23 protein-coding genes are annotated in these 21398 nt (G+C 61.8%); 16 read left to right on the forward strand and 7 right to left on the reverse strand.

Going from position 1 to position 21398, the window contains the following annotated elements:
- Positions 1-62 precede the first annotated feature (62 nt).
- Positions 63-1049 (forward strand): RpoD/SigA family RNA polymerase sigma factor, encoded by a 987-nt coding sequence (locus DXY35_RS04840; RefSeq protein WP_115081357.1) that lies wholly within the window; start codon positions 63-65, stop codon positions 1047-1049.
- 5 nt (positions 1050-1054) lie between these two features.
- Entirely contained in the window at positions 1055-1705 is a 651-nt protein-coding gene (locus DXY35_RS04845) for a diacylglycerol/polyprenol kinase family protein (protein ID WP_115081358.1), read from the forward strand.
- A gap of 16 nt (positions 1706-1721) precedes the next feature.
- Here the strand turns inward: DXY35_RS04845 and DXY35_RS04850 are convergent, their stop codons facing one another.
- The gene (locus tag DXY35_RS04850) at positions 1722-2789 is read right to left on the reverse strand and encodes a 3-deoxy-7-phosphoheptulonate synthase (protein WP_114988790.1); all 1068 of its coding nucleotides are present in this window, start codon (positions 2787-2789) and stop codon (positions 1722-1724) included.
- 96 nt (positions 2790-2885) lie between these two features.
- Here DXY35_RS04850 and acnB point away from each other — a divergent pair, with 96 nt between their 5' ends.
- From acnB to DXY35_RS04865, 3 genes are read left to right on the forward strand one after another with little or no spacing between them, the layout of a single operon-like run.
- Positions 2886-5468, forward strand: coding sequence for a bifunctional aconitate hydratase 2/2-methylisocitrate dehydratase (gene acnB / locus DXY35_RS04855; RefSeq protein ID WP_115081359.1), 2583 nt, complete (start codon positions 2886-2888; stop codon positions 5466-5468).
- A gap of 18 nt (positions 5469-5486) precedes the next feature.
- Positions 5487-6932 (forward strand): ClC family H(+)/Cl(-) exchange transporter, encoded by a 1446-nt coding sequence (locus DXY35_RS04860; protein ID WP_115081360.1) that lies wholly within the window; start codon positions 5487-5489, stop codon positions 6930-6932.
- Between the two features lie 56 nt (positions 6933-6988).
- The gene (locus tag DXY35_RS04865) at positions 6989-8575 is read left to right on the forward strand and encodes a radical SAM protein (RefSeq protein ID WP_244272915.1); all 1587 of its coding nucleotides are present in this window, start codon (positions 6989-6991) and stop codon (positions 8573-8575) included.
- On the opposite strand, the gene DXY35_RS04870 is transcribed toward DXY35_RS04865, so the two are convergent.
- Both DXY35_RS04870 and purU read right to left on the reverse strand, forming a co-directional pair.
- Complete coding sequence (locus DXY35_RS04870; protein ID WP_115081362.1) at positions 8493-9770, reverse strand: O-antigen ligase; 1278 nt, start codon at positions 9768-9770, stop codon at positions 8493-8495. The two genes, DXY35_RS04865 and DXY35_RS04870, sit on opposite strands and share 83 nt — an antisense overlap.
- Complete coding sequence (gene purU, locus DXY35_RS04875) at positions 9767-10621, reverse strand: formyltetrahydrofolate deformylase (RefSeq protein ID WP_115081363.1); 855 nt, start codon at positions 10619-10621, stop codon at positions 9767-9769. The genes DXY35_RS04870 and purU overlap by 4 nt, the downstream gene beginning before the upstream one ends.
- 74 nt (positions 10622-10695) lie before the next feature.
- Here purU and psbQ point away from each other — a divergent pair, with 74 nt between their 5' ends.
- On the forward strand, positions 10696-11145 hold the full coding sequence (gene psbQ, locus DXY35_RS04880; protein ID WP_115081364.1) for a photosystem II protein PsbQ: 450 nt from the start codon (positions 10696-10698) through the stop codon (positions 11143-11145).
- Positions 11146-11159: 14 nt separating this feature from the next.
- Positions 11160-12212 carry an FAD-binding oxidoreductase gene (locus DXY35_RS04885; RefSeq protein ID WP_115081365.1) on the forward strand — a complete coding sequence of 351 codons (1053 nt, stop codon included), beginning with the start codon at positions 11160-11162 and terminating at the stop codon, positions 12210-12212.
- A 44-nt stretch (positions 12213-12256) separates the two neighbouring features.
- Here the strand turns inward: DXY35_RS04885 and dnaK are convergent, their stop codons facing one another.
- On the reverse strand, positions 12257-14170 hold the full coding sequence (dnaK, locus tag DXY35_RS04890) for a molecular chaperone DnaK (protein ID WP_114988798.1): 1914 nt from the start codon (positions 14168-14170) through the stop codon (positions 12257-12259).
- A 116-nt stretch (positions 14171-14286) separates the two neighbouring features.
- Between dnaK and DXY35_RS04895 the strand changes: the two genes are divergently transcribed.
- From DXY35_RS04895 to DXY35_RS04910, 4 genes are all read left to right on the forward strand, one after another.
- The gene (locus tag DXY35_RS04895) at positions 14287-15156 is read left to right on the forward strand and encodes a shikimate dehydrogenase (protein ID WP_115081608.1); all 870 of its coding nucleotides are present in this window, start codon (positions 14287-14289) and stop codon (positions 15154-15156) included.
- Positions 15146-15658, forward strand: coding sequence for a Tic20 family protein (locus DXY35_RS04900; protein WP_256359512.1), 513 nt, complete (start codon positions 15146-15148; stop codon positions 15656-15658). The genes DXY35_RS04895 and DXY35_RS04900 overlap by 11 nt, the downstream gene beginning before the upstream one ends.
- Positions 15659-15738: 80 nt before the next feature.
- Positions 15739-16113 carry a 30S ribosomal protein S6 gene (gene rpsF, locus DXY35_RS04905; protein WP_114988800.1) on the forward strand — a complete coding sequence of 125 codons (375 nt, stop codon included), beginning with the start codon at positions 15739-15741 and terminating at the stop codon, positions 16111-16113.
- 41 nt (positions 16114-16154) lie between these two features.
- A complete protein-coding gene (locus DXY35_RS04910; RefSeq protein ID WP_115081367.1) occupies positions 16155-16502 on the forward strand; it encodes a hypothetical protein in 348 nt (115 codons plus the stop codon).
- Here DXY35_RS04910 and DXY35_RS04915 read toward each other — a convergent pair.
- Complete coding sequence (locus DXY35_RS04915) at positions 16494-17705, reverse strand: argininosuccinate synthase (protein ID WP_115081368.1); 1212 nt, start codon at positions 17703-17705, stop codon at positions 16494-16496. The two genes, DXY35_RS04910 and DXY35_RS04915, sit on opposite strands and share 9 nt — an antisense overlap.
- Complete coding sequence (locus DXY35_RS12620) at positions 17705-17845, reverse strand: hypothetical protein (RefSeq protein ID WP_170950503.1); 141 nt, start codon at positions 17843-17845, stop codon at positions 17705-17707. The genes DXY35_RS04915 and DXY35_RS12620 overlap by 1 nt, the downstream gene beginning before the upstream one ends.
- A 152-nt stretch (positions 17846-17997) precedes the next feature.
- On the opposite strand from DXY35_RS12620, the gene DXY35_RS04920 reads away from it, so the two are divergent.
- The 4 genes from DXY35_RS04920 (at position 17998) to DXY35_RS12625 (ending at position 20165) form a co-directional block, all read left to right on the forward strand.
- Positions 17998-18267 carry a DUF3134 domain-containing protein gene (locus tag DXY35_RS04920; RefSeq protein ID WP_114988803.1) on the forward strand — a complete coding sequence of 90 codons (270 nt, stop codon included), beginning with the start codon at positions 17998-18000 and terminating at the stop codon, positions 18265-18267.
- Positions 18268-18404: 137 nt separating this feature from the next.
- Entirely contained in the window at positions 18405-19439 is a 1035-nt protein-coding gene (gene mraY / locus DXY35_RS04925) for a phospho-N-acetylmuramoyl-pentapeptide-transferase (protein ID WP_244272966.1), read from the forward strand.
- A gap of 310 nt (positions 19440-19749) precedes the next feature.
- Positions 19750-19998, forward strand: coding sequence for a hypothetical protein (locus DXY35_RS04930; protein ID WP_115081370.1), 249 nt, complete (start codon positions 19750-19752; stop codon positions 19996-19998).
- Positions 19998-20165 (forward strand): hypothetical protein, encoded by a 168-nt coding sequence (locus tag DXY35_RS12625; protein WP_170950514.1) that lies wholly within the window; start codon positions 19998-20000, stop codon positions 20163-20165. The genes DXY35_RS04930 and DXY35_RS12625 overlap by 1 nt, the downstream gene beginning before the upstream one ends.
- Before the next feature lie 4 nt (positions 20166-20169).
- On the opposite strand, the gene DXY35_RS04935 is transcribed toward DXY35_RS12625, so the two are convergent.
- Positions 20170-20592: a M23 family metallopeptidase gene (locus tag DXY35_RS04935; protein WP_115081371.1), complete on the reverse strand. Its 423-nt coding sequence runs from the start codon at positions 20590-20592 to the stop codon at positions 20170-20172.
- Positions 20593-20763: 171 nt separating this feature from the next.
- On the opposite strand from DXY35_RS04935, the gene DXY35_RS04940 reads away from it, so the two are divergent.
- Complete coding sequence (locus tag DXY35_RS04940; protein WP_115081372.1) at positions 20764-21363, forward strand: alpha/beta hydrolase; 600 nt, start codon at positions 20764-20766, stop codon at positions 21361-21363.
- Positions 21364-21398 lie beyond the last annotated feature (35 nt).

The raw sequence follows: 21398 nt of genomic DNA on the forward strand, positions 1-21398 counted from the left end.
AAACAGTCAACACTGTTGCCTAGTGCTAAGTTCAGCCCAAATTCATTCAGGAGACCAGGGTGATGGGGATCCCTCTGGAATCTTCCGGCACGACAAAACAGTCGTCTCGGAAGGAACCTGCGTTGCCGTCCACCGGACGTCGACCATCAACTCGACAAGGAGGGCGGCTGACCACCGACTCCATTGGTTTTTATCTGAGCAGCATCGGACGCATTCCCTTGCTGACGGCAGCTGAAGAGATCGAACTTGCACACCATGTGCAAGCGATGAAGCAACTTCAGGAGCTACCGGAAGAGGAGCTGACCTCCCGGCATCGCCACAAGATCCGCATGGGCAAACGGGCCCGCGACAGGATGATGGCCGCCAACCTCCGCCTCGTGGTGAGCGTGGCGAAGAAATACCAGAACCAGGGCCTGGAGCTGCTCGATCTGGTTCAAGAAGGTGCCATCGGCCTGGAGCGAGCGGTCGACAAGTTCGACCCCGCCATGGGCTACAAATTTTCCACCTATGCCTACTGGTGGATTCGCCAAGGCATGACGCGGGCCATCGACAACAGCGCCCGCACCATTCGCCTGCCAATCCACATCAGTGAAAAGCTCTCCAAGATGCGTCGCATCTCCCGGGAGCTGTCCCACCGCTTCGGTCGTCAACCGAATCGGCTGGAGTTGGCGAGTGCCATGGGCATCGAGCCCCGGGAACTGGAGGATTTGATCTCCCAGAGCGCACCTTGTGCATCCCTCGATGCCCATGCCCGTGGCGAGGAAGATCGCAGCACCCTGGGTGAACTGATCCCGGATCCCAACGGTGAAGAACCGATGGAGGGGATGGATCGCAGCATCCAGAAGGAACATCTGGGGGGCTGGCTCTCGCAGTTGAACGAACGCGAGCAGAAGATTCTGAAGTTGCGGTTCGGTCTTGGTGGTGAAGAGCCTCTGACCCTTGCCGAGATCGGTCGTCAGATCAATGTGTCCCGTGAGCGCGTCCGACAGCTGGAGGCCAAAGCGATTCTCAAGCTGCGCGCCATGACCAACCACCAACAAGCCGCCTAAGCCACTTGCTTTCCATCACCGGACCCATCGCCATCCTGACCTGGATGGCGATGGTGATAGCAGGCGCCGTGTTGTGCCGTCGGCTTCGGCCGAACCAACGGGAACTGAGCCGAAAAATTGTGCACATCGGAACCGGAGCCGTGGTTCCTTTGGCCTGGTTCTTTGAAATTCCCTTCGTCGTTGCCCTGCCTGTTGCGGCGGTGATCACCGTTGTAACGACGATCAATCACCAATGGCGCTTCATCCCCGCCGTTGAGGATGTTGATCGCAACAGCTACGGCACCATCGCCTACGGCATCGCAATCACAACGCTGCTTCTGCTGTTCTGGCCAACCCGAGCCGATGCGGTATCCGCCGGGGTTCTCGTGATGGCCCTGGGGGATGGGCTTGCAGGGTTGATCGGCCGCAACGTCGAGTCCCCGAAGTGGGTTCTGTTTGGTCAGACCAAATCAAGCGTCGGCACGATGACCATGGCCGTTGTCTCAGGCCTGGTGCTGATCGGCCTAGCGCGATGGTCGGGGGCGGACCTGTCCCTGCCAGCAGCCCTTGGCATGGTGGCCATGGCAACCGGTTTGGAGCAGCTCAGCTGGAGCGGTCTCGACAACCTCAGCGTTCCCCTCAGCGTGGGGGTGCTGTGGAGTCAGCTGGTGGTTTGAACCAAGGCGTTGATGCTCAGGCGGTCACCGTCTGTTTGCGACTGGCCACGGCCGCGGCCAGATCCTCCAACAGGGTTTCGGTGGTCTCGAGGCTGATGCAGGCATCCGTGACGCTCTGGCCATAGGTCAGCTGCGTCAGGTCGGCGTTGAGCTTCTGGTTGCCCTCCACCAGATGGCTCTCGATCATCACGCCCATCACGTGATTGGAGCCCCCCCGCAACTGCTCGGCAACGCTGGCCAGCACCTCCGCCTGTCGGCGGAAGTCTTTGTTGCTGTTGGCATGGCTGCAATCGACCATCAGACGATCCTGCAGACCGGCTTTGCTCAACTCGGCTGCGGACTCCTGCACAGCTTCCAAGTGGTAATTGCTGCCCTGGCTGCCGCCGCGCAGCACGAGGTGGCCGTAGGGATTGCCCGTGGTGCTGACGATCGAGGCATGGCCATCGCGATTGATGCCGAGGAAGTGATGCGGCTTGGCTGCCGCCTGCATGGCATTGATCGCGATGGTGGCGCTGCCGTTGGTGCTGTTCTTGTAGCCGATCGGCATCGACAGCCCTGAGGCCATTTCACGGTGGGTCTGACTTTCCGTCGTCCTGGCGCCGATGGCGGTCCAGCTGATCAAATCAGCGATGTACTGCGGAACCACCGGATCGAGCAGTTCCGTTGCAGCAGGCATCCCCTCCCGGGCGAGATCCAACAGCAGGCCCCGGGCCCGCCGCAGACCAGTGTTGATGTCATAGGAGTCGTCGAGATGGGGGTCGTTAATCAGTCCCTTCCAACCAACTGTGGTGCGCGGCTTCTCGAAATACACCCGCATCACCACCTCGAGCTGATCCTTCAAGCGCTCGCGGATCGGAGCCAGGCGCTGGGCATACTCCCGGGCAGCCTTGACGTCATGAACAGAGCAGGGGCCCACAACCACCAGCAGGCGCTGATCACGGCCACTGAGGATCTCTTGAATGCGCCGGCGGGCAGACGCCACGGTCTCGAGCGCCGCCGCGTCCATGGGCAGCTCCTGATGCAACACAGCAGGGGCCACCAAGGGACGTGTCTCCACCACATGCAAATCGGAGGTGGTGGCCATGACTGGACGCGAGACTCCGACCAAGGCTACGCACCCCGCTCACTAGCAACAGACACGGTCCGGAAGAATGGTGGTCATCCCTGAACAGAGATCTCCATGCTGAGCGCTTACCGCGAGCTGGCCGCCGCCCGGGAAGCCCAGGGCGTTCCCGCTCTTCCGCTCAACGCCGAGCAGACCCAGGGACTGACCGAGCTGCTGCAGAACCCTCCCGCCGGCGAGGAGGAGTTCCTGCTGCACCTGCTCAGCGAGCGGATCCCCCCGGGTGTGGATGAAGCGGCTTACATGAAGGCCACCTGGCTCAGTGCCGTGGCTCAGGGAGACGCCAAGAGCCCCCTGGTGTCGCCACTGGAGGCCACCCGCCTGCTGGGAACGATGGTGGGGGGATACAACGTCGCCGCTCTGATCGAGCTGCTGAAGAATTCCGACGCTGCGCTGGCTGGCTGTGCTGCTGAGGGACTCAGCCGAACGCTGCTCGTCTACGACGCCTTCAACGAAGTGATGGATCTGGCGGCGGACAACCGCTTCGCCAAGCAAGTTGTGGACAGCTGGGCCGCAGCCGAGTGGTTCACCGCCAAGCCCGAACTGGCCGACAGCATCACCGTGACGGTGTTCAAGGTTGAAGGCGAAACCAACACGGACGATCTCTCACCGGCCACCCACGCCACCACCCGGCCGGACATCCCCGTCCATGCCCTGGCGATGCTCGAGACCCGCGATCCGGAGGGCCTGAAGATCATCGCGAGCCTGAAAGAGAAAGGCCATCCCGTGGCCTACGTCGGTGATGTGGTGGGAACCGGCAGCTCCCGCAAGAGCGCCATCAATTCGGTGCTCTGGCACACCGGTAATGACATTCCCCATGTGCCCAACAAACGGGCAGGCGGCGTGATCCTTGGCGGCAAGATCGCCCCGATCTTTTTCAACACCGCTGAAGACTCCGGTGCCCTGCCGATCGAATGCGATGTCACCGACCTGAACACTGGTGATGTGATCACCATTCGCCCCCACGCCGGCACGATCGAACGGGACGGCAAGGTGGTGAGTCGGTTCGAGCTGAAGCCCACCACGATCAGCGACGAGGTGCGGGCTGGCGGTCGCATCCCCCTGATGATCGGTCGCGCCCTCACCGACAAGGTGCGCGCCAAGCTTGGCCTCACCCCTTCGGATCTGTTCATCCGCCCCTCTGCCCCGGCAGACACCGGCAAGGGCTTCACCCTTGCGCAGAAGATGGTGGGCAAGGCCTGCGGTCTTGCAGGCGTCCGACCCGGCACCAGCTGCGAACCGCTGATGACCACCGTCGGCTCCCAGGACACCACCGGCCCGATGACGCGGGACGAAATGAAGGAACTGGCCTGCCTGGGCTTCTCCTCCGACCTGGTGATGCAGAGCTTCTGCCACACCGCCGCCTATCCGAAGCCTGTGGATCTGCAGACCCAGAACGAACTGCCCGACTTCTTCGCCCAGCGCGGTGGCGTGGCCCTTCGACCCGGTGACGGCATCATCCACAGCTGGCTGAACCGGATGCTTCTGCCCGACACCGTCGGCACCGGCGGCGACAGCCACACCCGCTTCCCCCTCGGCATTTCCTTCCCGGGCGGCTCTGGGGTGGTGGCCTTTGCAGCCGCCATCGGCGCCATGCCACTGGACATGCCTGAATCGGTGCTGGTGCGCTTCAGCGGATCCCTGCAACCGGGCGTCACACTGCGGGACGTGGTGAACGCCATTCCCTGGGTGGCCATTCAGCGGGGACTGCTCACCGTTGAAAAGGCCAACAAGAAGAATCTGTTCAACGGCCGGATCATGGAGATCGAAGGTCTGCCCGACCTGAAGCTGGAACAGGCCTTCGAACTCACCGATGCCAGCGCCGAACGCTCCTGCGCCGGCTGCACGATCAAGCTCTCCGAAGACACGGTGAGCGAATACCTGCGCAGCAACGTGGCGCTGCTGAAAAACATGATCGCCCGCGGCTACAGCGACGCCCGCACCCTGGCCCGCCGGATCAAGGAGATGGAGGCCTGGCTGGCGAATCCCCAGCTGATGAGTGCTGACGCAGACGCGGAGTACGCGGAAGTGCTGGAGATCAACCTCGACGAGCTCACCGAACCGGTGGTGGCCTGCCCCAACGATCCCGACAACGTGAAGTTGCTCAGCGAGGTGGCTGGTGACCCTGTGCAGGAGGTGTTCATTGGCTCCTGCATGACCAACATCGGCCACTACCGCGCCGCGGCCAAGGTGCTGGAAGGGGCCGGCCAGAACACGGCGCGCCTCTGGGTCTGTCCGCCAACGCGGATGGACGAAGAGACCCTCAAAGAAGAGGGCTACTACGCCACCTTCGAAGCCGCCGGGTCCCGCATGGAGATGCCGGGTTGCTCCCTCTGCATGGGCAACCAGGCCCGCGTGGAGGACAACACCACCGTGTTCTCCACCAGCACCCGCAACTTCAACAACCGCCTGGGCAAGGGTGCTCAGGTGTACCTGGGCAGCGCCGAACTGGCCGCCGTATGCGCCCAGCTGGGACGCATTCCCACCCCGGAGGAATACCGCAGCATTGCGGCCGAGAAGATCGATCCCCTCTCCGATGAGCTCTACCGCTACCTGAACTTTGATCAGATCAGCGGCTTTGAAGACCAGGGGCGCGTGGTCAGTGCTGACGACGAAGCAACCGTTCTGGCTCAGGCCTGATTCCGGATCACCTCATCTGTGCCATCCCTGAGCGAACCCAAACAACGACGCCACCTCCTGGGCTCCAGCCGGAGCATCAGGAGGTTGTTGGAACGCCGCTGGCTGGTGGTGGTTCTGGCTCTGGCGCTCACGGGCCTCGGGGCTGCCATCACCGGCCTGCTGTTCACCAGCGGCATCAACCTGCTGCGGGATTGGCGGCTCGACCTGCTCGATGAATTTCCAGCCTGGGTAGTGCTCCCCGCCCTCGGCGCCATCGGCGGCATGGTCTCGGCCTGGTTGATCACCAACCTGTCTCCGGCCGCTGGCGGAGCCGGGATCACCCACATCATGGGCTTCCTGCGCCACCGGTCAGTTCCCATGGGGCTTCGGGTGGGCCTGGTGAAACTGGTGGCCGGCATCATTGCCATCGGCTCGGGTTTCCCCCTGGGCCCGGAAGGCCCCGCCGTTCAGATGGGCGGCTCCGTGGCCTGGCAGATGTCCCGCTGGCTGCGGGCGCCGGTGGCCTTTCGCCGGGTGATTGTGGCCGCCGGTGGTGGTGCGGGTATTGCCGCCGTGTTCAGTGCTCCCATCGGTGGATTCATCTACGCGATCGAGGAGCTGCTCCACTCCGCCAGGCCCGTGGTGCTGCTGCTGGTGATCATCACCACCTTCTCGGCCGACACCCTTGCGGATGTGCTTGGGTTTCTCGGCCTCAACCCCGGGGGCGGCGGGCTCAACAGCACCATCGGGTTTCAACTGGAACGTGAGTACACCCCCCTGGTGCGCTTCCTTCCGGTGGATCTGCTGTATCTGGTGGCTCTCGGTGTGGTGATCGGTGTGCTGGCGGAGCTTTACACCCGCTACGTGCTCACCATGCAGCGGCAGGGCAACCGTTGGTTCGGGGACCGACTGATCCTGCGCATGACGGTGAGCGGGCTTGTGCTGGGCTGCGTCTATGCAGCCCTGCCGGATGCCTTCCATAACCCCAGCGAACTGAAGCACCTGATTGGAGCCGGCAAGGCCGATATCAGCCTGGCCCTCGCCAGCTTTGTGGTGCTCTTTTTCAGCACCGGACTGGCGGCGGGCTCAGGAGCGCCAGGGGGACTGTTCATGCCGATGCTGACGCTGGGAGGGGCCATTGGCTTGGCCGGTGGATTTGGCGTTGAGGCCCTCACCGGCCATGTACCCACCACCTATGTCTTCGCAGGCATGGGCGCCTTCGTGGCCGGCTGTTCCCGCACGCCGATCTCGGCGATGTTCCTGGCCTTTGCCCTCACCAAGGATCTGCTGATCCTCAAACCGATTCTGGTGGCCTGTCTCACCAGCTTCGTGATCGCCCGACTGTTCCATCCCCACTCGATCTACGAACGTCAGATGGGCATGGAACTCGACGCTGAAGATCGGATGGCCATGAAGCTCAACCGCTACAGACGTCCGTTCACACCGCCCACCCCGCCATCAGGCCCAACAGGAGGCCCCAGCTGAACCAGGAAACGCTGCTCTTCGATCCGGCCACGCCGGACCCCGATGCCCTGAAGGCCGTGCTGGCCTTTCCCAGCACCTATTCCGTGGGGATCACCAGCCTCGGCTATCAGATCGTCTGGGCGACGCTTGCGCAGCGATCGGATGTGGACGTGCGCCGGCTGTTCACGGATCAGGGTGATGCGATGCCACGCCACATCGATCTGTTCGGGCTCTCCCTGAGCTGGGAACTGGATGGACCGGTGCTGCCGGAGCTGCTGCAGAACCAGCGGATTCCGATCTGGGCCCTGGAGCGAGGAGATGAGGACCCGATCGTGTTCGGCGGAGGTCCAGTGCTCACGGCCAACCCCGAGCCGCTGGCTCCGTTTTTTGATGCCGTGCTGCTCGGGGACGGTGAACTGCTGCTGCCCGCCTTCATCGATGCGCTGCAGAACTGCCGACAGGCACCACGAGCGGAGCGGCTGCGACAGCTGGCTCAGGTGCCGGGGGTGTACGTGCCGTCGCTCTATGCCCCGCAGTACGACCCTGACGGGGAGCTGATGGGCGTGGAACCGATCGATCCAGCGGTTCCAGCCCAGGTGGAAAAACAGACCTGGCGCGGCAACACCCTGAGTCACTCAACGGTGGTCACCCCCGAGGCCGCCTGGCCCGACATCCACATGGTGGAGGTGGTGCGCAGTTGTCCTGAACTGTGCAGGTTTTGTCTGGCCAGCTACCTGACGCTGCCCTTCCGGACACCGTCGTTGGATGACGGCCTGATCCCGGCCGTGGAGAAAGGCCTTCAAGCCACCAAACGCCTTGGTCTACTGGGGGCCTCCGTCACCCAGCATCCCCAGTTCGCCGATCTCCTGCACTGGCTGGATCAAGACCGTTTCGATGGCACCCGCGTCAGCGTCAGCTCGGTGAGGGCAGCCACCGTGACCCCTGAGTTGGGTCGGATCCTGGCCAAACGGGGCAGCCGGTCCCTCACCATCGCCATCGAAAGCGGCAGTGAGCGAATGCGCGAGGTGGTGAACAAGAAACTCACCACGGAGGCCATCCATGAAGCGGCTCGCCATGCCAAACAGGGCGGCCTCACGGGTCTCAAGCTCTACGGAATGGTGGGCCTGCCAACGGAATCGGATGACGACGTCGAAGCAACGGCGGATCTGCTGCTGGCACTCAAGAAAGGAACCGCTGGACTTCGCTTCACCCTTGGGGTGAGCACCTTTGTGCCCAAAGCCCAGACCCCCTTCCAGTGGCAGGGCGTCCGACCGGAAGCCGAGAAGCGCCTCAAACGTTTGGCCAAACGGTTGAAACCGAAGGGAATCGAATTCCGCCCGGAGAGCTATGGCTGGAGCGTGATTCAAGCCCTGCTCTCCCGCAGCGACCGTCGCCTTGCGCCGGTGATCGCAGCCGTTGGGGAGGGCCGCGAAAGCATGGGCGGCTGGAAGAAGACCTACCGGGCTGCCCTCAACGGTGAACTCGAGCCGATGCCAGGCCCAGCCCTACCGCCACCGCCGCCCTGGAGCACGGTGATCCAGGAACCATGGGAGGCCTCAACAACCCTCCCCTGGACCCACCTCAGAGGGCCCCTGGCTCCGGCGACGCTGCGTGAACATCACGATCAGGCCTTGGCGATGGAGTCTGTTCCCGCTCCTGGTTGAAGGCAGCCAAACCGGCCAACAGCGTCCAGCCCAGAATGTTGAGGCGACTGTCGAACAACGGCAGGTCGGTGGCATGCATCGCCGCCAGCACCAACGTGGCGGTCCACCAGGCCCGTTCCATGGGTGCTTTCTGCAGGATTCCACGCCGCAGAGCCACCACCAGCAACAGCAGCACCGTTCCGACAACCAACAGCATCACCGGAAGGCCATGGCTGATCGCCAACTCCAGGGGGAGATTGTGGGAATGGCCATGCCAACGCTTGGCCGCATAGATCGGATACAGCACGCTGAAAGCAGCTGCCCCCCAGCCCAGCCAAGGACGGGCGGCAACCAACTCCAAGGCATACCCCCACTGCCCCAGACGGGTGTGTTTCCAGGCGGTGGGCCCTCCTCGTTCCAGGAGTCGATCAAGGATCGGCTCGGGCACCAAGGCCATCGCCAATTGGCGCCATCCGGACGGGACACCCGGCAGCATCACCAACAACAACGGCGAGGCCAGGAGCAACAGCAGAGGGAACAACCAGAACCACTGCATCGGCCCCATCACAAAGGGAACCGACAAGGCCAGCGCTCCCATGGCATTGCGCGACTGGGTGAGCACAACCGCAACAACCGTTGAAAGCGTGAGCACCAGAGCAGCACCGCGGCGCCACCAACCATCCGGCCGCAGCACAGCCGCCAGCATCAACGGCCAGACCACCCCAAGCCAGGCACCGGCAATGTTGGCGTAATCAAACAGGGCCGAGAGTCGCCCCTGCGGCTGACCACCGGGCGCGACGAACCAGATGATGGCGCCGCCTCCGAGTTGCCAGGGTCCCTGCCAACCCAGAAACATTTGCCCAAGGCCGGTGAGCAGCACCGGCAAGGTGCCGGCCACCAGCATCCAAGCGGCCTGACGGCGCTGCTGTTCGCTGGCCAGATGGGGCTGAAAAGCCCAGAAGGCCCAAAACAACGGCAACCAATTGCCCAACCCAGCCCAGGCCAGCGCCCCTGTTTCCGACACCAGCGCCCCCACCAGCATCAACAGAGCAGCAACCAGAAACGGTTGGGTCCAGCGGGCATGCCAGATAGGCCGATCCCTGCCCCGACTGCCACTGACACAAGCCACAAAGAGGCAGATGCCCGAGAGCAGAGCACTGGAGGGGAGCAGAAACAGGCCAAGCCGGAAAGCCTGACCGCCACGATCAGAGGTCATGCAAAAACAGCCGTACGCCCGCGGTAGACCATCACCTGACGGCGCAGATGCAAGCGAAGGGCCCGCGCCAAGGCAAGGCGTTCCGTGTCACGGCCCTTGCGGATCAGATCCTCCACTTCGTCCCGATGGCTGACGGGAACGGTGGTTTGCTCAATGATCGGGCCGTCATCCAAATCTTCGGTGACGTAGTGGGCTGTAGCACCGATGAGCTTGACCCCACGGTCCCAGGCCCGGTGGTACGGCTGAGCGCCCTTGAACGCTGGCAGAAACGAATGGTGAATGTTGATCACCTGGGGGAAACGCTCGAGGAAATCACTGCTCAGCACCTGCATGTATTTGGCCAGCACCGCAAGTTCAACCTTGTTCTGTTCAAGCAGCTCCAAGATCTGCTGCTCAGCATCCGCTTTGGTGTCCCGACTGACGGGAACACAAACAAAAGGGACCTCAAATGATGCACACAGGGGTTCCAGATCCGGATGGTTGGCGATGACCAGGGGAACCTGCATCGGCAGCTCCCCGCTTTGAACCCGCCAGAGCAAATCCTGCAGGCAATGGCTCTGCTTGCTGGCAAAAATCGCCACACGGGGATGCTCGTCTGAGAAGTGGAGCTGCGCTTCGCCACCAAGCCGCTGTCCCAGAGCCTGAGCCGCTTCAGGAAGCACATCCCGGGGAATGCCGAATCCCTGGAGCTGCCACTCAATCCGGCTGAGAAACAACCCAGCTCCTGCATCCGTGTGGTGATCGGCATGGCGAATGCTGCCGCCATTGGCCGCCACCCAACCCGCCAGTTCGCTGACCAGGCCTGGCCGATCGGGGCAGATCATCTGAAGGATGACCGTGGCGTCACTCACAACAACGCTTTGAAAAACAAAATTCTCCCGCGCAGGAGGGGCTGGTTAAAGTCGCAAGGAAATTTTTGATCACCATGCTGAAGGCTCTGAGCCGCCTTGCCGCGTTCTGCCTCTGCGTCGCTTTGAGCCTGGGTCTGATGGCCCCGGCTGCTGCCAATGCTGCCGGCATCAGTCCTGACGACCTGGGCGTGATCCGCCGCCAGGCCGCAGCCTTTGAAGACGCAAAGTCCCGTCTGCCCGATCTGGCCCGGCTGGTGAGTGAAAAGGATTGGGTGTTCACCCGCAACCTCCTGCATGGCCCCATGCAGGAAGTGAGCCGGGAAATGCTCTACATCAATCAGCGCCTCGACAAGAGCGAGCGCAAGGAAGCCACCAAGGTGGCCCGCTCCTTGAAAGAAGCTCTGGCCGATCTCGATGAAGCGGCACGCCTGCAGGACTTCAGCCGTCTGCAGAAGTCCTACAGCGCCGTGGCTGCCGGATTTGATGCCTACAGCGATCTCATCCCCGCTGAGGCCTTCAACTGAACCGCTCCATTGGAGTGATTGGTGCCGGGGCCATCGGCCTTGGCACCGCCTGGCATCTGGCCCAGCAAGGGCACGATGTTTCTGTTTACGACCCTCGCCTGAGCCAGTCCGTTGATCGCGAGGGATCAGCAAACGATTTGAGTGGAACCTCTGCATCCCTCGGGGTGCTGATGGGCCACGTGTTTCGCCGCAGCAGCGGGCGGGGCTGGAGGCTGCGCCGCCGGAGCATGGAGCTCTGGCCGCAGTGGATCGAAACGCTGCAGGCTCACCAACCAGAGCTCAAACTCCATCCGGGCTTGCTGCAAATCGCCGAGGACGAACAAGCGGCTAAGCGGATGGAAGCGCTGGCCGCCCAGCGCGTTGACCTGGGCCTGCAGATGGTCACCAACACCGACCTGGCAGCGGTCTGGCCGACGGCCAGCCACGGTGGCCTGCACTCGCGCCACGACGGTCGTGTGGATCCACTGCTGCTGCAACTGGCCCTGCGACAGGCGCTGGCAGGGCAAAGCGTGGAGATGAATGCCACGGCGGTGGTCCATCTGGAGCGCAACGACAACCACTGGCATGTGCATCGCGCCGATGGAGACAGCTCCGTTCACAACCTTGTGGTGCTCTGCACAGCCCTGAGCTCGGACGTCTTGCTGGAACCGCTGGGCCAGGCCCGACCGATGACACCGGTGTTGGGCCAGGCCCTGTCACTGGAACTGACAACGGGTCCGCCGACGTGGAGCAACTGGCCCTCAGTGCTGGTGGATCAGGGCTTCAACCTGATTCCAACCGCACCCGGGCGATTGCTGCTCGGGGCCACCGTGGAACCGGGCGATCGCGCTTCTGAGGATCCTCTGACGCTGATGCGCAACCTGAATGAGCGGGCACCGGAGTGGCTGCGGTCAGCCACGGTGGTTGGCCATTGGAGTGGCCTGCGAGCTCGGCCCGTGGATCGCCCGGCCCCTCTGCTGGAGGAACTTGAACCTGGGTTGATCCTTGCCAGTGGGCACTATCGCAACGGCGTTCTGCTCACGCCCGGCACCGCCGAGTGGGTCGCCGCTGAACTCGAGCAGGCATAAAAAAAGGGCCCCGCAGGGCCCTAACGCGTTGGTGAATCAACCGATCACTTGGTCTCGGTGAACTCCGCGTCGATGACGTCGTCACTGGCATCGCCACCACCGGCGTTGGCACCGGCACCGGCGTCAGCACCAGGTGCACCAGCACCAGCTGCAGCCCCTTCCTGCTGATAGACGGACGCACCCACGGTGTACAGCTCCTGCTGCAGTTCCTCCAGCAGGGTCTTCATCGCGTCGTAGTCGTCCTTCTCGGTGGCTTCTTTGAGCTTGAGGCGCTTCTCCTCCAGCTTTGCCTTGGCATCGGCATCGACCTTGTCGCCCAGTTCTCCCATCTGCTTTTCAGCCTGGTAGACGAGGGTTTCGGCCTGGTTCTTGAGGTCGATCTTTTCGCGCTTCTCCTTGTCAGCGCTGGCGTTGGCCTCGGCGTCCTTGACCATCTTGTCGACCTCGGAATCCGAGAGGGTCGACGCACCGGTGATCGAGATGGACTGCTCCTTGCCGCTGCCCTTGTCCTTGGCGGTGACGCTGAGGATGCCGTTGGCGTCGATGTCGAAGGTCACTTCGATCTGAGGCACGCCACGGGGAGCCGGGGGGATGCCATCGAGACGGAAGGTTCCAAGCGACTTGTTATCGGACGCCATCTCGCGCTCACCCTGGAGCACATGGATTTCCACATTGGTCTGACCATCCACAGCCGTGGAGTAGGTCTCGGTCTTCTTGGTGGGAACCGTGGTGTTGCGGGTGATCATCTTGGTCATCACACCCCCGAGGGTCTCCACACCCAGGGAGAGGGGCGTGACGTCGAGCAGAAGGATGTCCTTCACCTCGCCGGCCAGCACACCGCCCTGAATGGCAGCACCGACAGCCACCACCTCATCGGGGTTCACCGTCTGGTTGGGATCTTTGCCGGTGATGCGCTTCACCAGTTCGAGCACGGCCGGGATGCGGGTGGAACCACCCACCATCACGATTTCGTCCAGCTCGCCAGAGGAGAGCTTGGCGTCCTTGAGCGCCTGCTCCACAGGCATGGCGCAGCGGTCGATCAGCTTGGAAGCCAGTTCCTCGAACTTGGCGCGGGTGAGGGTGAGATCCAGGTGCTTGGGACCCTCAGGCGTGGCCGTGATGAACGGCAGGTTGATCTCGCTCTGGGTGGCGTTGGACAGCTCAACCTTGGCTTTTTCAGCGGCTTCAGTGAGGCGTTGCAGGGCCTGCTTGTCTTGACGCAGATCGATGCCTTCGTTGGATTTGAAGGTCTCGGCCAGGTGATCAACGATCACCTTGTCGAAATCGTCACCACCGAGGTGCGTGTCACCAGCGGTGGACAACACCTCAAACACGCCGTCGCCAACTTCCAGAACGGACACGTCGAAGGTGCCGCCGCCCAGGTCGAAAACCAGGATGCGCTCGTTGCTCTTTTTGTCGAGGCCGTAGGCCAGAGCCGCAGCGGTGGGCTCGTTGATGATGCGCAGCACCTCAAGGCCAGCAATCTTGCCGGCGTCCTTGGTGGCCTGGCGCTGGGAGTCGTTGAAGTAGGCGGGAACGGTGATCACCGCTTGGCTGACGGTTTCACCGAGGTACTTACCGGCGTCCTCGGCCAGCTTGCGCAGCACCTGGGCGGAAACCTCTTCAGGCGCGAATTGCTTGTCGAGAACCGGGCACTTCACCTTCACGTTGGAGCCGGCCTTTTCGACGCCGTAGCTCACCTCTTTCGATTCCTCGTTCACCTCATCAACCCGACGGCCGATGAAACGCTTGACGGAATAGAAGGTGTTATCCGGGTTCATCACCGCCTGACGTTTGGCGATCTGACCCACCAGCTGATCCTGGTTCTTGGTGTAAGCAACCACGGAGGGCGTGGTGCGGAAGCCCTCGGCGTTCGCGATCACGGTGGGCTTGCCGCCCTCCATCACGGAAACACAGCTGTTCGTGGTGCCAAGGTCAATGCCGACAACCTTGCCCATCGGTGCCCACCTCCAGAAATGGTGATTTGAATGGGCTCATCCTCCACAGCAGACCCGGTGACAGGCGAGGTGTGGTTCCCGAACAGGCAGGCTGGTGGAGCGATCCGGCCCTGGCAATGATCAACGGCGACACCAGCCTTGTGGGCCTGCTTGGCAATCCAGTGCGCCACTCGCTTTCGCCGGTGATGCAGAACGCCGCCATCGAAAGCATGGGGCTCAACTGGCGCTACCTGGCCCTGCCCTGCACAAGCGAAAACCTTGATCAGGTGTTGAAGGGTCTCAGGGCCGTTGGCTGCCAGGGCCTCAACGTCACCATCCCCCACAAACAAGCCATCGCGGACCTCTGCGAGGAGCTGAGCCCACTGGCGAAACGGCTCGGTGCCGTCAACACCCTGATTCCGGGAACGAGCGGTGGCTGGTTCGGCACCAACACCGATGCGGAGGGCTTTCTGGCACCCCTCGGTGCCAACGACGCCTGGGCAGGACGCCATGCCGTGGTGATCGGCTGCGGCGGATCAGCTCGGGCCGTGGTCGCCGGTCTGCAGACCCTGGACCTCAGCAGCATCACCGTTGTGGGACGGCGAAGCGAGGCACTGCAAGCCTTCATCTCTGATTTGCAGCAGAGCCACGCCCCCCTGACGGCCTGTCTCGACAACGCTGTTCAACTCAACGAGAGCGTGGCTCAAGCGGCTCTCGTGGTGAACACCACCCCGGTGGGCATGGCCCAGCACGGTGACCCCGAGGCGATGCCACTGGGGGCCGAGCTCTGGACAAACCTGAATGGAGAGGCAGTGTTGTACGACCTGATCTACACACCAAGGCCCACCAGCTGGCTCGCCGCTGGGCAACAACGGGGCCACCGATGCATCGATGGTCTCGAGATGCTGGTGCAGCAGGGCGCTGCCTCGCTGCGGCTGTGGAGTGGACGCAACGACGTTCCTGTCGCGGCGATGCGCAGTGCCGCCACCACTGCTCTTGCGACCTAAGGTCCCAACAATCCCTAGCTCCACCGTGCAGATTCCCCTCTGGCAGCGGCTGCTTGCACCGCTGGTGTACCTGCTCCCCTGGAGTGACGCCATTCCCTTTGGATGGGGGGCTGACGGCGTGTTCAACCAGATCCCTCTGCTCAGGTTGTTGACCATTCCCGCGGTACCGCTGATCCAATTGGATCGGGGGGTTCCCTTCGGTGGCCTGCTGCTGTTCTTCGTGCTGTTTCTGGCGGTGGTGCGGAATCCGGCCGTTCCCTACTTCCTGCGCTTCAACACCCTGCAGGCCCTGCTCACCGACATCGTCATCGTTGTGCTGAGCTTCGCGTTTGGGATCCTTCTCCAACCCATTGCCGGAGGCAGCCTGCTGGTGAGCACCCTGTCCAGCACGATCGTGGTGGCGGTGCTGGCGATCCTTCTGTTCGCCCTGGTGGAGTGCTGGCGCGGGCGCGAACCGGATCTTCCCGGGATCAGCCAGGCCGTACGCATGCAGCTCTATTGAAGTTGGAGGGACACGCCAGGAGATAAGGTGTTGGATCCGTCGCTCACTCCGGTGAGCCTGATGCCCCATCGGTGCTGCCCATGACGCACGATCCGTATTACGAAACCATGTACATCCTTCGTCCGGACATTCCGGAGGAGGAAGTTGAAAGCCATCTCACCAAGTACCGCGACATGCTCGTGGAAGCTGGTGCCGACGTGCTTGACAACCAGATGCGTGGCAAGCGCCGTCTGGCCTATCCGATTGCAAAGCACAAGGAAGGCATTTACGTGCAACTGAGCCACAACGGCGATGGCCAGCACGTTGCTGTTCTCGAGAAGGCAATGCGCCTCAGTGAGGATGTGATCCGCTATCTGACCGTGAAGCAGGAAGGTCCCCTTCCCGCACCTCGGGTGATGCCGGGCAGCGAAGCTGCTCAACAGCAACAGGCCGAAGCCGCTGCATCAGCTGACTGATCAGCATTGTTGGATTCGTGGGTGGGCGATACCGTCCGCCCATGGATTCGAAACACGACCAACCTCAGCCAACCGAACCTGTTTGGAACGAGCGTCATGGCGACGCTGAAGTGATTCGGTTGCTGAAACAGAGAATTTCCGAGCTCGAGGGCGAGATCGAGGCATACATCGAGCTTCTGGCCGAACTGCCGGACGTCTTTGAACGACGTTTCCAACAGCGGCTTGAGCCGTTGATGGAGCGTTATCAACTGCTGGCTGAACAGGTTGATCAAGACCAGATCGAACGGCCTCAGCCAGCCCTGCCTGGAAGCTCAGAACCGGACAACGTTGTGCGTTTTCCGGGCCTGAGGCTTCTCAACTTCCTGCAGAAGAGGCAGCGCTCAGCTTGAACGGCGCTGGGATGCTGACCAGAGTCGGGTCGGCAGACCCCAGACGTAGATAAAGCCCTCTGCAGCGCGGTGATCGAACTGATCCTCACTGCCGTAGGACGCCATTTCGGGGACGTACAGGCTGCTGTCGGCTGAACCGCGGCCGGTGACCGTAGCCGTTCCTTTGTGCAGCCGGAGACGAACGACACCATTGACGGTGGTCTGGGTGCGGTCCATGAAGCCGTCCAGAGCATCCTTGAGAGGGCCAAACCAAAGGCCCTGGTAGACGAGATCGGCCCACTGCATTTCCAATTGCCGCTTGCTGCGCAGCACATCGGCGGCCAGGGTCAGGCTTTCCAGTTCCTGGTGGGCCTGGATCAACAGCAAAAGGCCAGGCGTTTCGTAGATCTCCCGGGATTTGATCCCCACCACACGGTTCTCGATCATGTCGAGACGGCCGATGCCATGGGTGCCCGCCAGGCGGTTGGCTTCACGGATCAAGGCCACCGGGTCCAGCTGCTGACCGTTGATCGCCACAGGATTGCCTGCTTCAAAGGCAATCTCGATCTCTTCAGAGGCATCCGGAGACGCCTCCACCGATCGCGTCATCGCAAACACCTCCTCCGGCGGAGCCACCATCGGGTCTTCAAGGGGTCCGGCTTCAATGCTGCGGCCCAGCAGATTGAGATCGATCGAGTAAGGCGACTTCTTGCTCACCGGTGCGGGCAGACCAAAGCGTTCGCCGTAGGCGATGGTCTCCTCACGGCTCATGCCCCACTCACGGGCTGGGGTGAGCACCTTGAGGTCCGGTGCCAATGCAGCGATGGCCACATCGAAACGCACCTGATCATTGCCCTTGCCTGTGCATCCATGGGCGACAGCATCGGCACCCACTTCCCGGGCCACCTCCACCAGGCGCTTCGCGATCAGAGGCCTCGCCAGGGCCGTAGAGAGGGGGTAACGGCCTTCGTAGAGGGCGTTGGCACGAATCGCCGGAAAAGCGAAATCCTTGATGAAGGGCTCAATCAGATCTCCCACCAGCGACTGACTGGCACCGGCATCCAGCGCTTTCTGACGAATCGGCTCCAGCTCATCGCCCTGGCCGAGATCAGCGGCAAAGGTGATCACATCCTCAACACCCCATTCCTGCTTGAGGTATGGGATGCAGACACTGGTATCCACTCCCCCGGAATAGGCGAGTACCACCTTCTTGGCGCGGCCCATCAATGGGTCTCCTGATCACAATCGTCTGATTCTCTCGTCTCGCCGGTCGCCACCTGTGGAGAAGCCGCAAGCAACCATGCAGCCAATGCTGCAGCCGGAACAAAGACCAGCAGCAGCGCCAGGGTCCAGGAGGTCTGCAACGGTTCAGGCCGCTGCAAACCCCACCAATGCAGACCAGAGCTGATGATCAGGGCCAGACCCCACAGAAGAACGAGCAGCGCAGATTTGTTCAGTGGGGGATCAAAAACAGCACATGGTCTATCTTGGTCGATTGGCCCGCGTCCCTCCCTGCATGAGCGCTCTGGTTGATTCAAACGCCCTGGACAGCGTCAACCCGTCCCTCACCCGCTACGGGCGCCGCGACCCTGCACCCGTGCTGCCCCTGCGTGAGGAGCCTGACCTTCTGTCTTGGCTGGAAACCAGCGGCCGTCTCGTTGCCGACGAAGAATCCGGTTCACCTGAAGTGAGCACCGTCGAAGAGGAGGAACTCTCCGCGCTCATGGGTGAGAAAGAGGATTACAACAAAGACGACGAGCAAAACGAGGAGCAGTGGGAGGACTGACGTTCCCCAAGCACTGACTGGTCGCCACTGAGCGACTCACCTAGGGTCCCAGCGATCAGTCCAGTGCAGCTTTGCAATCCACGGATTCGAACCGCCGTCCTTGGTGGGAGTACGGCTCATTGAGTGCCAGCTTGCTGATGCTGGTGGTCTTGATGACCAGCTTTGCAGCCGACAAGTGGATCACCAATGCGCAACTGAGCCTACCGCTCTTGATTTCAGCGGTCTGCGCAACAGCGACTGCAGCCTTGGGCATTCCCCTTCTGCGGCGCTTGAAGATGGGGCAATTCATCCGTGAGGAAGGCCCCAAAGCCCATCAGAGCAAGGCGGGAACTCCAACGATGGGGGGCCTTCTGGTGGTTCCCGTCGGGGTCATTCTCGGGAGCCTGATCACACGGGACGCCGTGGCGTCACAACAACTGCTCAGCCTGGCAGCCCTGACCCTGGCGTTCATGCTGATCGGCGGCATCGATGACTGGAGCAGCCTCACCAAACACACCAATGCTGGCCTGACGGCGCGAGGAAAATTGCTGCTGCAAGCCATGGCAGCCGCAACCTTTCTGGCCATCGCTGCCTGGCAGGGCTGGATCAGCAGCAGCATTGCCCTGCCTTTTGGCCTTGAACTGCCCCTAGGGCTTCTGATCTGGCCGCTGGGGCTGTTTGTCGTTCTGGCGGAGAGCAACGCCACCAACCTCACCGATGGCCTGGATGGCTTAGCCAGCGGCTGCGGAGCACTGGTGTTTACCGGTCTGGCACTTCAACTGATGCTCCGGGGAGACAACGGAGATCCCGCCTTGGCTGGCTTCTGCATGACCATGGCCGGGGCATGGCTTGGGTTTCTGGTGCACAACCGAAACCCGGCTCGGGCCTTCATGGGAGACACGGGATCCCTGGCGATGGGAGCCGCCCTTAGCGGTGTGGCTCTGTTGTCCAACAGCCTCTGGCCCCTGCTGGTGATGGGAGGCGTCTTCGTCGCCGAATCCCTCTCCGTGATCATCCAGGTTTGGGTGTTCAAGGCCACGAAAGGCCCTGATGGACAGGGGCGACGCGTGTTCCGCATGGCGCCGCTGCATCACCACTTTGAGCTGGGCAGCACCGATGAACGAAGCGTAGTGCCCGCGTTCTGGCTGGTCACAGCAGGGCTTGTCCTCCTCGGACTGGTGCTGCGTCCCTAAGCATCGATCATTTGATCCAATCCTGAGGAACCTCATGTCGAAGCGATCTCGAGGGTGCAGCGATTCAGATCACCCACCAATGAGATTGAACTTTGGTCACTCCTCACAAAGTCAATCCTTCTCATAAAGATTGACGCTGATTCACAAAAATGACCGACGTTTTAAGAATTTAGAGTGACCACAACACAGTGCCCTTAATAAAAAGAGGCCTAAACGACATAGCCGGTACTCAGTGGATTTTGGATATCCAGAACGAAAGCTCCATGCCGCTCACATCCCTTAAACTCATGCTTTGAGGCGGCAAGGCAGGATGACCTACTTCACCTGGCGTGAAACCGGTCTCACCGCTGACTGCTCAAGCCTCGAGGCGATGGCTGCCCGCTTTGAGGAGTCGGCCAGTTTGATGCGACGCATGTCGAGTGAAGGGTTCCAACTGGAGCGCCACGGAACGGAACAGCGCATCACGCATCCCGATCCCACCGTGTTTGAAGCCTGGGGTTTCGTCAGCGAAGAATCACCGGTCCGCCAACTCACGCTGATCCCCGATCTTGAGAACTGATGGACAACCTGCTTGCCAAAACCGCTGAGCTGCTCGCCAACGCCGCTGCGGATCCTGACCGGGTTCTGAAATGGGTTCTGATCTATTTCGGTGTGTCGTCGCTTGGATTCATGGGCGTGTGGCTGATCGGCGAAGTGCGCCGTCAGAGCAGCACCGATTCGAACTGAGCCCTCAGCGGCTCGCTTCCACCGAGCGCTCACGCCATTGAGGCGATTGCTCCATCGATTTCAGCTGCTCTGCGCTGGGGCTCTCAAGCACGTCCAGGAGATGCAGGGGTTCTGCTTCGAAGTGGAGATGAGGACCGGTCGACCACCGGCCCGTGTTGCCGCAAAGACCAATGATCTGGCCGCGGTCATAGGAGCCTGCTGGGGCACCAGTGTTGAGATGGCTGTAACGCGTCTTGACGCCTGCCCCAGCCAGATGAAACGTCCATCCGTGGGTGGCTGTCCAGCGACTCCGACCGACCCCGTCATGGGCGGCACGCACAGGGCGACCCACACGACAGGAGATGTCCAGAGCTGGATGGTCCTGTTCGACGCCTTGGGTCACCACACCCGACATCGGCACAAGCAACGCGGCAAACAGACCCAGCAAGCAATCAAAACGAGAATTGGAAGAGAACCTTAAGACACAGTCCCTTCCGCTAGAGAAAAGACAGGATTCCCTTTTTTCGTTAACGCTCTCTTAAAAGGAAAAAAACACTGTGGTTCCGGGCCACTGCCCCGATGGTCTGGCGACGGTTCGAAGGCAAATCAACTGCAGCTCATGCGCAGAGCACTTCTGTTCACCGGTGCCGGCCTGATGGTCGCCGCCGCTGGCCTCCCCAGCTTCGCCGCCCCCAAACAAACCGCCCGCACCGTCACCAACGGTTTCGTTCGCTCCAACGTGCTGTTGCCCATCGGTGGCAAAAAGGCCGTCTCCAATCCCGTGCCTCAGGATCTGAGCGATCTCTCCGGTTGGACCCGCGAAGAACTCGAGGTGGGTCTGGAGAAGCAGTACGACGTTGACGTTGCTGACGTCACTCGCTTCCTCTACTCCACCGAAGGCGAGGCTTTCCTCAAGGAGAGCATCAACGGCAACTATCACCCGTACTACAGCCAGCAGAACGATCTGCAGGCCGTTCGCAGCTCCATCATTCTTGATGCTGAAGATGGCAAGCTCTCCAGCTACGGAATGATGGCCAAGCTGCCGACCGACCAGCGCCTGCAAGGTGCCATGAAGGTCTGCAATGCCGAGGTGCAAGGTGATTTCCACAAGGACACCTCGCTGCTCAGCTGGTACATGAACACCCCAGCCTGCATCCAGGCCTACACCGCCAAGGCCGAAGAGCCCGCCCCTGCTGCTCCCGTTCAGGGACTCTGGTGATCTAACGGCAGAACGACAAAACACGTCCACCAAGC

The sequence above is a fragment of the Synechococcus sp. N32 genome (assembly GCF_900473895.1).
Classification (GTDB): Bacteria; Cyanobacteriota; Cyanobacteriia; order PCC-6307; family Cyanobiaceae; genus Parasynechococcus.